This window comes from Caloramator quimbayensis (assembly GCF_900167605.1).
GTDB classification, from domain to species: Bacteria; Bacillota; Clostridia; order Clostridiales; family Caloramatoraceae; genus Caloramator_B; species Caloramator_B quimbayensis.
On sequence record NZ_FUYH01000005.1, the window covers coordinates 52,545 to 65,040 of the forward strand.

The 12,496-nt window shown below is 32.2% G+C and carries 11 protein-coding genes; 9 read left to right on the forward strand and 2 right to left on the reverse strand.

Annotation, left to right across the window (positions count from 1 at the left end; genetic code table 11):
• The first annotated feature begins 182 nt into the window (after positions 1-182).
• Positions 183-563: an adenosylmethionine decarboxylase gene (speD, locus tag B5D15_RS04250; protein ID WP_078695877.1), complete on the forward strand. Its 381-nt coding sequence runs from the start codon at positions 183-185 to the stop codon at positions 561-563.
• Between the two features lie 103 nt (positions 564-666).
• Here the strand turns inward: speD and B5D15_RS04255 are convergent, their stop codons facing one another.
• A complete protein-coding gene (locus B5D15_RS04255; RefSeq protein ID WP_078695878.1) occupies positions 667-2,301 on the reverse strand; it encodes a putative manganese-dependent inorganic diphosphatase in 1,635 nt (544 codons plus the stop codon).
• A gap of 236 nt (positions 2,302-2,537) precedes the next feature.
• On the opposite strand from B5D15_RS04255, the gene B5D15_RS04260 reads away from it, so the two are divergent.
• On the forward strand, positions 2,538-5,123 hold the full coding sequence (locus tag B5D15_RS04260; protein WP_078695991.1) for a calcium-translocating P-type ATPase, SERCA-type: 2,586 nt from the start codon (positions 2,538-2,540) through the stop codon (positions 5,121-5,123).
• A gap of 89 nt (positions 5,124-5,212) precedes the next feature.
• Here B5D15_RS04260 and B5D15_RS04265 read toward each other — a convergent pair whose 3' ends face one another.
• Entirely contained in the window at positions 5,213-5,620 is a 408-nt protein-coding gene (locus B5D15_RS04265; protein WP_078695879.1) for a hypothetical protein, read from the reverse strand.
• A gap of 408 nt (positions 5,621-6,028) precedes the next feature.
• Here B5D15_RS04265 and hypF point away from each other — a divergent pair, with 408 nt between their 5' ends.
• The 7 genes from hypF to hypA all read left to right on the forward strand — a co-directional run bounded on the left by hypF (position 6,029) and on the right by hypA (position 12,456).
• Positions 6,029-8,290, forward strand: coding sequence for a carbamoyltransferase HypF (gene hypF / locus B5D15_RS04270; protein WP_078695880.1), 2,262 nt, complete (start codon positions 6,029-6,031; stop codon positions 8,288-8,290).
• Positions 8,281-8,502 carry a HypC/HybG/HupF family hydrogenase formation chaperone gene (locus B5D15_RS04275; protein WP_078695881.1) on the forward strand — a complete coding sequence of 74 codons (222 nt, stop codon included), beginning with the start codon at positions 8,281-8,283 and terminating at the stop codon, positions 8,500-8,502. The genes hypF and B5D15_RS04275 overlap by 10 nt, the downstream gene beginning before the upstream one ends.
• Positions 8,489-9,571, forward strand: coding sequence for a hydrogenase formation protein HypD (gene hypD / locus B5D15_RS04280; protein ID WP_078695882.1), 1,083 nt, complete (start codon positions 8,489-8,491; stop codon positions 9,569-9,571). Before B5D15_RS04275 ends, hypD begins: the two co-directional genes overlap by 14 nt.
• A gap of 10 nt (positions 9,572-9,581) precedes the next feature.
• The gene (gene hypE / locus B5D15_RS04285; protein WP_078695883.1) at positions 9,582-10,583 is read left to right on the forward strand and encodes a hydrogenase expression/formation protein HypE; all 1,002 of its coding nucleotides are present in this window, start codon (positions 9,582-9,584) and stop codon (positions 10,581-10,583) included.
• A gap of 53 nt (positions 10,584-10,636) precedes the next feature.
• Positions 10,637-10,969 carry an NADH-quinone oxidoreductase subunit C gene (locus B5D15_RS04290; protein ID WP_078695884.1) on the forward strand — a complete coding sequence of 111 codons (333 nt, stop codon included), beginning with the start codon at positions 10,637-10,639 and terminating at the stop codon, positions 10,967-10,969.
• Positions 10,970-11,030: 61 nt separating this feature from the next.
• On the forward strand, positions 11,031-12,113 hold the full coding sequence (locus B5D15_RS04295; protein ID WP_078695885.1) for a hydrogenase large subunit: 1,083 nt from the start codon (positions 11,031-11,033) through the stop codon (positions 12,111-12,113).
• Positions 12,082-12,456, forward strand: a complete 375-nt coding sequence (hypA, locus tag B5D15_RS04300) for a hydrogenase maturation nickel metallochaperone HypA (protein ID WP_179122189.1) — start codon at positions 12,082-12,084, stop codon at positions 12,454-12,456. Before B5D15_RS04295 ends, hypA begins: the two co-directional genes overlap by 32 nt.
• Positions 12,457-12,496: the final 40 nt, after the last annotated feature.

A 12,496-nucleotide genomic window follows, 5' to 3' on the forward strand; every position in this document is an offset into this window, starting at 1 on the left:
CATTAAGTGAGCATAATATTGATATAAAATATGGAGATATTTTAAGAAAAAATGTCATGTTTCATTTCTATTTTAATTTTTTTTTGGATTTTAATAAATTTACTTGACATTTTGGGCAAATTTGATACAATTTATTTGATATATATAATAAAACACTGATTAAAGGGAGGTTGAGAGTTAGAATGAACGCATTGGGTCGTCATATTCTTGCTGAAATCTACGGATGTGATTCCGAAATATTAAACGACAGAGAACTTATTGAAAAAGTTATGGTCGATTCAGCGCTTTCATCAGGAGCGGAAATTAGAGAGGTTGCTTTTCACAAGTTTAGTCCTATGGGGGTTAGTGGAGTTGTGGTTATTTCAGAATCACATCTTACTATACACACTTGGCCGGAATTAGGCTACGCAGCAGTTGATGTGTTTACCTGCGGAGATAAAATCAACCCATGGGATGCATGTAATTATCTTACAGAAAAGCTAAAGGCAAGCCATATTACTGCAACTGAAGTTAAACGTGGAATATTTGAACAGCCTGTTTCAGTAAAGGTGTCAAATTTATAATTTTAAATATTTTTTGGGGAGATTTTATGGATACTGATAGTAAAAGTTTTAATGTGAATTAGAAAAATGCGCTTGAAAAAGTAAAAACAAGCGCATTTTGTTTTTATTCAGCAGCAGCTGTTGACAAAGGAGGTACTACCTGTTTTTTTCTTGATACTATGTCAGGAAGATATACACTGTTACCGCTTGCTTGAATATTGAAGGCTTTTGAAATAAGTTCTTTATTTTCTCCAACAAATAAAAGCTCTGAACCTTCTTTGATAATATCGGTTAGTATCATTATAACAAGATTGTAGTTTTTATCTTTACATATCTGATTCATATATTTAATTAGAGATTCCTTTATTTCAGATATATTTTCGGTATCCATTGTATTTACTTGGCTTATGCCTATTCTGTATTTACCAAGGTTATATTCTTTAAAATCCTGATTAAAGATTTCCTCAGGCATTTTACCTTGAAGAGAAGTACCAGCCTTGAACATTTTAAGTGAAAATTCATCTATGTTTATGCTTGACATTTCTGAAAGCCTTTCAGCAGTAAGCTTATCTACAAAGGTACATGTAGGTGATTTAAAATTTAAAGTATCGGATATTATAGCAGCACATAAAATTCCAGCTATGCTTTTTGTTGGCCTTATTCCATTTTCAAAGTATATATTAGCAACTATAGTGGCAGTACTGCCAACAGGCTCGTTCCTAAAGTATATAGGTTTTCCTGTCTGTATGTCTCCAACTCTGTGATGGTCAATTATTTCAAGTACCTCAGCCTCATCGATTCCATTTACTGATTGAGATTTTTCGTTATGATCCATAAGTATTACTTTTTTCCTATTCTGAGAGATTAAATGATATCTTGAAACAAAGCCAATAATTTTATTATTTTCATCTACAACGGGATAGCTTCTATATCTTGTCTGAAGCATCTTGTCCTTTATTTCATCTATAAAATCATCAACATCAAAACTAATTATATTGTTAGTTGTCATAATATGTTTAACAGGAATACTTTGATTTATTAGCCTTGCAGTAGCAAATGTATCGTTAGGAGTAGTCATTATTATACATCTTTTTTTCTTTGCAGATTCAATGACTTCATTATCGACTTCACAGCCCCCTGTAACTATTATGCAGTTGGCACCGTATTCTATTGCTGTAAGCTGATTATCGCTTCTGTTACCAGAAATAACAATATCTCCTGCATCTACAAAAGGTTTCATCTGTTCAGGTGCCATTGCAGCTACGACTACTTTTCCAGTTGTTTTAAAATCTTCATTGCTTCCTGTAATCAATTTTGCATTTAAAGTTTCAATTATATTTCTAAGAGGCGTTTGACTTGTAGAAATTATGCTGTTTTCAAGTATATCCATATATTTCTTGGTAATATCTGATAATGTTACAATACCTGTTAATCTCTCATTATCATCAACAACAGCAAGAGTTTTAACGTTATTTTTTTTCATAAGCATCCAAGCAGTTTTTATTGATACATCAGGTGATATTATGATAGCTTTATCTATATTCAGGTCGCATACTTGAGTTTTTACTGTGTTTAATAATTCAGGTTTTGATACTTTAAAATAATCGAGTATGAATTCAGTTTCTCTGTTTAATTCTCCAAGAACAGCTGCCGATGCATTAAAGCCAAGCTTTCTTTTAAGCTCAGCGTAGGCAATTGCTGAACATACTGAATCTGAATCGGGATTTTTATGTCCTGTCACATAGATTAAGTCCTGCAATACACTCACCTCCTCATTAGTATATTTAAGATTATATATTATAAACCTTAAAAAAGTAAATATGCACGTTAGAAAATGAAATATTATGAAAACTTATGTAATTAATTTATTTATAAATTAATATGATTTGATGGTGATAGTAATTAAGATTTTGAAATATAAATATTTATAGGTTGAAAAAGGAGTTGATATATTTGGGAGTGTTTGATTCAAAAAGCAGTGAAAATACAAATATTATGAATGGGTTATCATCAAAAGAGGTTAAAAAAAGGCTTTTAAAGTACGGCTATAATGAGATAGTTAAAAGAAAAAAAGTTTCCCCAATTAAAATATTTATATTGCAGTTTAATGATTTTATAGTCTGGGTGCTACTATCGGCAACAATAATATCAGCTTTTATGGGAGAAACTGCAGATGCTGTAACTATACTTATTATAATTATTATGGACGCTGTTCTTGGATTTATTCAGGAATACAGAACGGAAAAATCTCTCGAGTCATTAAGAGAACTTGCATCTCCAACAGCTAAGGTAATCAGGGATGGAAAGAAAATTATAGTTAAGGCAAGAGAAGTTGTAATAGGAGATTTAGTAGAAGTTGAAGCAGGAGACAGAATACCTGCAGATTGTGTAATACTTGAAGGTAATAATATTAGGAGCGATGAATCAATATTAACAGGTGAATCAGTTTCAGCAGAAAAAAGACCTCATTATGGAGAGAAAAAGCCTTCATCTGAAAACCTTTTATATATGGGCTGCAACGTTACCCATGGAAAAGGAAAAGCAAGGGTAATTACAACGGGAATGGATACTGAGATGGGTAAAATAGCAGACATGCTTCAGCAAATTGAAGCAGAAAAAACTCCTCTTCAGCAGAAGCTCGATAAGCTTGGAGAATGGCTGGTATATGGATGCTTAATAGTATGTGCAGTTGTTACTATAACAGGGATTTTAAGAGGAGAAGATGCTTATAAGATGTTTCTTGTAGGGGTAAGCCTTGCGGTTGCAGCTATACCTGAGGGCCTGCCAGCTATTGTTACAGTATCTTTAGCTCTTGGAGTTCAAAGGATGATGAAAAGAAATGCATTGGTTAGAAAACTTCCTGCTGTTGAAACCTTAGGATGTACTAATGTAATATGTTCTGATAAAACAGGAACTTTAACTCAAAACAAAATGACTGTAAAGAAAATTTATGTATCTGAAAGGCTTTTAAGTGTAACAGGTGATGGATATGACAGCATTGGAAGCATTACATATAATGGAATCCATCTAAACCCTTTAATGGATGAGGATTTTAACAAACTTTTGGAGTGCAGCGTTTTGTGCAATGATGCAAGTATTACCTATGATAATAAAAAAAGAATAAAATATTCGGGGGATCCAACAGAAATAGCTCTTTTGGTAATGGCATTAAAAGCTAAAGTTAATAGAGAAAACCTTGAGAAAAAATATAAAATATTAAAAGAAAATCCCTTTGATTCAGATAGAAAAATGATGTCTATAATATGTTTTGATAATAAAGTAAGATATATGTATGCTAAAGGTGCTTTAGAGAGCATACTAAAAAAATGCAGTAGCATTTTAATAAATGGTCAGATTAAAGAATTAAATGAGGATATTCGAAAGAAAATAACAGCTGTTAACGATAACATGGCACAGGAAGCTTTAAGAGTAATAGCCTTTGCCTATAAAAAAATCCAAAATAACGATACAAAGGAAGATAATCTGATTTTCATTGGACTTGCTGGAATGATAGATCCTCCAAGAAAAGAAGTGTTAGATGCAGTTATTGAATGCAAAATAGCAGGTATAACGCCAGTTATGATAACGGGAGATCATAAACTTACTGCAAAAGCTATTGCATCGGAGCTTAAAATATTAGATAAAGATGGACTTGTAATTACAGGGGAAGAACTTGATAAAATGGATGATAAAAAGCTTGATGCTATGATTAATAAAATAAGGGTATTTGCAAGGGTTAATCCTTCTCACAAATTTAGAATCGTAAAAGCTTATAAAAGAAAAGGATTCTGTGTTGCAATGACAGGGGATGGAGTAAATGATGCCCCAGCGATTAAAGAGGCGGATATTGGAGTTTCTATGGGGATTACTGGTACTGACGTAACAAAGGAAGCCTCTTCAATGATACTTATGGATGATAATTTTGCAACTATAGTTGCTGCGGTTAAAGAAGGAAGAGTTATTTATGATAACATAAGGAAGTTTATAAGATATCTTTTATCATGCAATACAGGTGAAGTACTTACTATGTTTTTATCATCCCTTCTATATCTTCCAATTCCGCTGCTACCTATTCAAATACTTCTTGTAAATCTTGCAACGGATGGACTGCCTGCTATAGCACTAAGCCTTGAAATGGGAGAAAAGGATGTTATGGAAAAAAGACCGCGAGGGAAAAATGAAAGCATTTTTTCTGAAGGCCTTTGGAAAAAAATAATTATTAGAGGGGTATTGATAGGCTTTTGTACAGTAGCTGCATTTTCAATGAGTTTATATTTATTTCAAGGAAATATAAAATTAGCGAGAACTATTGCATTGTGTACACTTGTTATGTCTCAGCTGTTTCATGTATTTGAATGCAGGTCGGAGAGACATTCTATATTTAAAATAGGTTTTTTTACAAATATATATCTTGTTTTTGCTGTTGCATCTTCTATGATTATGCTTATATTAGTAGTATATAATACTTATCTTCAAAGGATATTTTATACACAAAATTTAAATCTCATTCAATGGGCAATCGTATTAGGATTTTCAGGAACTATTTCTCTTGTTAACAGCTTTTATTGGTACAATAAATGATTAAATTTAAAATTAATTGAGCCCGTATTACTGCTATAATTAAATTTTTTATTAGGAAATCATAACAGTAACATGGGCTCATATTTTAACTATCTTATTATCTGTTTTTGCTGTACTTTTTTAATTTTGTCATGATCTATAGGTATTAGATCTTTCTTTGTTGTTAAATTCATTATATTAAGAACTTGTATTGTTTCGCTGTTTTCTTTTCCTTTCTTTCCCTTAACTCCTTGAATTATAACAAGGTTTCCTTGAGAAAGCTGCATGAATTCAGGCTTTTTAAACCATTGCTTTTTTGTGTACTGGGTTCTGACAATGAATTTGCTTCTTTCAGGTCTTACAAGTATATCTACTTTAAGTATATGATATATCCAAAGTATGGTTTTAGTTGAAACTTTGACACTAAGAACATGACCTTGAACTTGTGCAAGCCTGTCACCGTATTTTTTCATATAGGCCTCAGCATATTTCTTTGCAAGCGTTTCTTTAAAACTCATATATCTCTATCCCCTTTACTTATAATTATTAACAATATTAATAAGTTTAATTATAAAATCATAATGTAAATTATATCATATTTTATTGTTTTCTCGAAGAGTCTTTTTTTATTAGTTTAGTTTTAAAAATATTTTTTATTAATTCAATTTACCTACCAATAAAAATAAAATATGTAAACAATAAATAATAATGGAAAATTATGTTTAAAATTATTTTGAAATGTATTATAATAATAACAGATATAAAAAAAATATGTAATACATCATATAAATTTAGATAAAATGAGGTTTAAACTGTTTCAAAATATCTTTGTTGCTAAAATAATAACATACAACTCTATAACATATTGTATTATGAATTTTTAAAAAGTTATTCTGTTATAGAACATATTTGCAAGGTGATATAAATTGAAAACTATTAGGTTAGACATTAATGGAATAGTTCAAGGTGTAGGGTTTAGGCCATTTATTCATAAATTAGTGAATGATTATAATATTAAAGGATGGATAAAAAACACCTCTTCAGGTGTTTTAATGGAAATTCAAGGACAAGATAAAAGTTTGATAAATTTTATACAAGATTTAATATTTAAAAACCCTAAACTATCAGTTATTGAAAAAATAAAGGTAGAGGAGATTGAAAATACAACAATATATAGAGATTTTAAAATTATAAAAAGCAGCGAGAATAAAGAAAAATTTACACTTATATCTCCTGATGTATGTATTTGTGACGACTGTCTAAGAGAGCTATTTGATAAAAGAAACAGGCGCTATAGATACCCTTTTATTAACTGCACTAACTGCGGTCCAAGATTTACTATTATAAAGGACATTCCCTATGATAGGGATAAAACTACAATGAAGAACTTTAAAATGTGTGAAAAGTGTGAAGGTGAATATAGGGAAATAAACGACAGGAGATATCATGCACAGCCTAATTGCTGTTTTGACTGCGGACCTGAAATTTATTTTATTGATAAAGAGGGAAACAAAATTGAAAAAGATCCAATAAAAGAAACTGCAAATTATATTAGAGAAGGGAAAATAGTTGCAATAAAGGGAATTGGAGGATTTCATCTGTGCTGTGATGCATTAAATGGTGAAACAGTAAATGAACTGAGAAAAAGAAAACACAGAGATGAAAAACCCTTTGCTCTTATGGCAAAAAACATTGAAAGTATAAAAAAATGGTGTTTTATAAATGAAGCTGAAGAAAAAATGCTTACTTCTTATAAAAGACCTATTGTTCTTTTGAGGAAAAAGTATGATAAAACTTTTGAATATATTTCAATGGACAACAGATACCTCGGATTTATGCTTCCTTATACTCCTGTTCATTATTTGATTTTTGAAGAGGATTTAGATGTTCTTGTTATGACCAGTGCAAATTTATCGGATTTTCCGATAGAGTATAAAAATGAGGAAGCCTTAGAAAGGCTGTCTTCTATTGCAGATGGTTTTTTGATGAATGATAGAGATATTTATGTAAGATGCGATGATTCGGTTGTTAGAGAATTTAACGGAAAAGAATATCCTCTTAGAAGGTCGAGAGGATATGTTCCTTTCCCTATAAAAATAAATGAGGATATAGGAAAGATATTAGCCTGTGGAGCAGAACAAAAATCTTCCTTTGCTCTTTCGAGAAATAATTATATTTTTTTAAGCCAGCATATAGGAGATATGAAAAATATTGAAACCTTTGATTTCTACATGCACCAGATAAATCACTTCCAAAATCTTTTTAATGTTAAACCTGTAAAAATAGCATGCGATTTTCATCCTGATTATATGTCAACTCAATATGCAATAAAAAAATCAAAAGAAGATGGAGTTTTGCTGTGCTTTGTTCAGCATCATCACGCTCATATGGCATCCTGTATGGCAGATAATAATTTAAAAAAAGATGTTATTGGGGTTATTTGGGATGGTACAGGCTATGGAATTGACGGCACGATTTGGGGGGGAGAGTTTCTTGCAGGGAATTACAGCGGGTTCAAAAGATTAGGAAGTATAAAACCAATACCTTTGCCTGGCGGTGACAGAGCTGTTAAAGATATATACAGAATAGGATATTCAGTTCTCTATGAAACATATAATAAAATTCCTGAAGATTTTAGATTTTATGAAGACTACTTAGCAATAGAAAAAATGCTTAATAAAAAAATAAATACTCCATATGCAAGCAGCATAGGAAGGCTATTTGATGCTATTGCTTCAATAACAAATGTAAAACAGAAAGCATCCTATGAGGGGCAGGGAGCAGTTGTTCTTGAGAATATATCTCAAAAAACTGAGGAGTATTATGAATTTGAAATAAAAGATATCAATGATATTTTGAAATTCGATTGGACTTATGTTATTGAACAAGTTGTATATGATGTCAGAAAGAACATATCGCCATCCATCATCTCAGCAAAATTTATGAATACCCTCATATATGTCTCAAGCATGATTGTTGAAAGAATAGGTAAAATGACAGGTATTAAGGATGTGGTTTTATCCGGAGGGGTATTTCAGAATATGTACCTTTTGCCTCAAGTTAAAAGGAATATAGAATTAAAGGGTTTTAATGTTTATTGTCACAGCAGGGTATCTGCAAATGATGAGGGGATAGCTTTAGGTCAGTGCTTAATTGCATATCATGGAGGTGATATAAAGTGTGTTTAGCAGTACCTCTTAAGGTTATACAAATCAATGGCAAGGATGCTGTTGGAGAAAGTTTAGGAATAAGAAGGGATATAAGAATAGATTTTATAAAAGATGTTAATCTTGGGGATTATGTAATTGTACACGCTGGATTTGCTATTGAAAAAATTGAAGAAGAAGCCGCCCTTGAAAACTTAAGGCTTATTAAGGAGGTTGCAGATGCTTTGGAATGAATTTAAGAAGCCTAAAGATATTGAAAAAATTCTAAGCGCTCTTACTAAATATGATAAAGAAATAAGGATAATGGAAATATGCGGCACTCACACCGTTTCAATCGCAAAATCCGGAATAAAGGGAATATTGCCTAAAAATATAAAGTTAATTTCTGGCCCTGGATGTCCTGTTTGTGTAACTCCAACAGAAAGAATAGATGATATTTTGTTTCTTTCAAAAAATAAGGATGTTTTAATTGCAACCTATGGAGATATGATAAGAGTAACAGGCTCAATCGACGGTACAAGCCTTGAAAAACGAAAAGCAGAGGGCTTTGATATCAGAGTTGTTTATTCACCTTTAGATGCTGTAAAGATAGCTCAATGCTGCAAAGATAAAGAGGTTGTTTTTATAGGAATAGGTTTTGAAACTACAGCTCCAAGTACTGCTATTGCAATTGAAAGAGCTATAAATGAAGGGGTAAATAATTTTAGCGTATTTAGTCTGCATAAAATGGTGGAGCCGGTTTTAAGAAAACTAATAAATATGAATGACTTTAATATTGATGGTTTCTTGTGTCCTGGAAACGTTGCAGTAATAATAGGTGAAGAAGGCTTTAGATTTCTTGAGATTGAGTTTAAAATTCCTTCTGTAATTTGCGGCTTTGAAGCAGGAGATATAATTTATTCAATATATAGGCTGATACAAATGAGAGAAAATAAAGATTTTAAACTTGAAAATGAATACATAAGAGCAGTAAAGCAAAAGGGTAATGAAATAGCAAGAAATATTATGAATAAGTATTTTGAGCCCTGCGATGATATATGGAGAGGAATTGGATGGATTGAAAACAGCGGCTTAAAATTAAAGGATGAATACATACAATATGATGCGGTTAAAAAATTTAATTTGGATTTAAATCCCTATAAAAACAATGATTTTTGCAGCTGTGGAGAAGTTATAAAGGGAAAGATTGACCCGAGAGAATGCAAATTGTTTTCAACAGTATGTACCATAGAAAATCCCAAAGGCCCATGCATGGTTTCAAGCGAAGGAGCCTGTGCTGCAGCTTATAAGTATTCTGATTGAAGGTGAGATAATGGATGATATTATAACTTTATCCTATGGGAGCGGAGGCAGGAAAACATCAGAACTAATTGAAGATATCATTCTTCCCCATTTTAGAAACGAGGAACTTTCTAAACTTAAAGATGGTGCCGTATTAGAGGGCTTTGAGAAGATGGTTTTTTCAACGGACAGTTTTGTTGTAAATCCATATTTTTTCCCTGGAGGAGATATTGGAAAACTTTCGGTTTGCGGTACAGTTAATGATATTTGTATGTGCGGTGGAGAGCCGAGGTATTTAAGCCTTAGCTTTATTATAGAAGAAGGCTTTAAAACCAAAGACTTTTTAAGAATAATTGAATCAATTGAGAAAACAGCAAAAATGTGCAATGTTGAGGTGGTTACTGGTGATACAAAGGTTGTTGAAAAAGGAAAGGGAGATGGTATCTTTATAAATACATCAGGCATTGGAACTTTAAAATATGATTTTTTAGGGGAAGACAGAATGAAAGATGGTGATTTGGTAATAGTTACAGGAAATATTGGAGATCATGGAGTAGCAGTAATGTTAGAGAGGGAGCAGCTGTTTACAGGTATAAATTTAGTTTCAGATTGCAGGCCTCTTAATGTATTATCTAAAGAAATATTGTATTTTAAAGAAAATATTAAAATAATGAGGGATCCTACAAGAGGAGGTCTTGCTACAACTTTAAATGAGTTTGTTGAAGGATTAGAGCTTGGAATAGAGCTATATGAGGATAGACTTCCTGTATCTAATGAGGTTAATACAGCCTGCGAGATACTTGGAATAGATCCATTATATTCTGCAAATGAAGGTAAAATAACAGCGGTAGTATCCCCTGATATTGCTGAAGAACTTATAGAAAAATTAAGAAAAACAGAGGGAGGAGAAAAAGCAGCTATAATAGGTAAAGTTACATCTAATCATAAAGGAAGGGTAACGCTGAAAACTGAAATAGGCGGAACAAGAATATTAACAAAGCTATCAGGTATGCAGCTTCCGAGGATTTGTTAAATTGTTTATTATTATTTTTATAAAATCCTTAAAAGGGTTTAGGAGGGGAAAAGATGCAAAAATACAAAAAAACAACTATTAATAAAAATCAGATTGTAGATATTGCAAGCAATATGAAAAAAGATGGAAGGCAGCTTGTGATGATTCATGGTTATGTTGATAAAGAGGGGCAGAATGTTGTTTCATATCAATATGAGGTTAAAAACTGCATCGAAGCTTATGAAGTTGTAGGGGGAAAACTTCTTCCGACTATATCTCATATTTATGATCTTGCAGCAGCATGGCCTGAAAGAGAATTTGAAGAGCTAATCGATGTTAAATTTGAAGGACTTAAAATCAAAGGAAGGCTTTTTATGCCTGATACTATGTTAGAAGGACAGGGATAAATACTTGTTACTCCGCTATCTAAGTTAAGACAAAATTTATCAGGAGTAAAGGAAGAATAAAATGAGTTATACGATTCCAATAGGACCCAATCATCCATCATTAGAAGAACCTATACATGCAAAATTATATACTGAAGGGGAAATAATTAAGGATGCAGAGGTGTTTTTTGGTTACAATCACAGAGGAATAGAAAAAATAGCACAGGAGAGGAACTTTATTCAAACTCTTGTACTTGTTGAAAGAGTGTGCGGAATATGCTCTCACTCTTACCCTTTTACATATGCTATGGCGGTGGAGAATATTTCAAATATGGAGATACCAAAAAGAGGGCAGTATATAAGGGTTATAATAGCAGAACTTGAAAGACTTCATTCTCATTATCTTTGGTTTGGAATTGCCTGCCATATAATAGGATTTGACAGCATGTTTATGCATATATGGAATGTAAGAGAAAAAGTAATGGATATTCTTGAAGAAATATCAGGGAACAGAGTAAATTATGCGATGATAACCATAGGAGGCGCAAGAAGAGACATAGACGATGAAAAGAGAAAGAAAATACTTAAAATGATTGAGGATTTAAGCAATGAACATAATAGGATTAAGGATATCTTTTTAACTGATAAAACCATTGCTATGAGGACTAAAAAGGTAGGTGTTCTTTCTAAGGATGATGCTTTGAGATTAGGAGCGGTGGGACCTCATGCAAGAGCTTCTGGAATTAATACAGACGTTAGGAAAAATGCTCCCTATTCATCCTATGATGATTTTGAATTCGATGTACCTGTTCTTTCAAATGGAGATGTATTGGCGAGGGTGGTTGTAAGAGTTCTTGAGTTCCAAGAGAGTATGAAGATAATAAAACAGGCAGTTGAAAATCTTCCCTTAGGTGCTATAAACCTCGGAGTAAAAATGCCCAAGGTTCCTTTTGGAGAATTTACTGCAAGGCATGAAGTACCAAGGGGGCAATTATCTCACTATCTTATAAGCGATGGAGGGCAGACTAATTATAGGCTCAGCATACATGTTCCCACTTTTAAAAATGCTCCAACAATACCTTTTATGTTAAGAGGCAATACTATTGCAGACTCGGGGCTTATAATTGCAAGTATTGACCCGTGTTTTTCCTGTACAGATAGATGATATGCATGAGCTTTCTATAATCGAAGGAATTATTAAAATAACTGAAGAAGAAGTTAAAAAGTATGAGGTAAACAGGATAATACAGATAAGACTTAAAGTGGGAATAATATCAGGAATTATGCCAAGCCTATTGCAGGAGTATTTTAGTATAGCTTCAAAGGGTACGGTAGTTGAGGGAGCAGTTCTTAAAATAGAAACAGTTCCGCTCAGGATTAAATGTTTAAATTGCGAATGTGAAAATATAATGGAGAATATAAAAATAAAATGTCCAATATGTAAAAGCTCTGATTTAAAAATACTTTCTGGACGTGAATTATACATCGATAGTTTGGAAGTTGAATGATTTATTTAAAAAAGACAGAAAAATTAGAAAAAGGAGGGGT

Bases quoted from the DNA above. Each gene is read 5' to 3' on its own strand.
- speD (WP_078695877.1), top strand. From the start codon at position 183: ATGAACGCATTGGGTCGTCATATTCTTGCTGAAATCTACGGATGTGAT.
- B5D15_RS04260 (WP_078695991.1), top strand. From the start codon at position 2,538: ATGAATGGGTTATCATCAAAAGAGGTTAAAAAAAGGCTTTTAAAGTAC.
- B5D15_RS04265 (WP_078695879.1), bottom strand. From the start codon at position 5,620: ATGAGTTTTAAAGAAACGCTTGCAAAGAAATATGCTGAGGCCTATATG.
- B5D15_RS04295 (WP_078695885.1), top strand. From the start codon at position 11,031: ATGAGTTATACGATTCCAATAGGACCCAATCATCCATCATTAGAAGAA.
- hypE (WP_078695883.1), top strand. From the start codon at position 9,582: ATGGATGATATTATAACTTTATCCTATGGGAGCGGAGGCAGGAAAACA.
- hypD (WP_078695882.1), top strand. From the start codon at position 8,489: ATGCTTTGGAATGAATTTAAGAAGCCTAAAGATATTGAAAAAATTCTA.
- B5D15_RS04290 (WP_078695884.1), top strand. From the start codon at position 10,637: ATGCAAAAATACAAAAAAACAACTATTAATAAAAATCAGATTGTAGAT.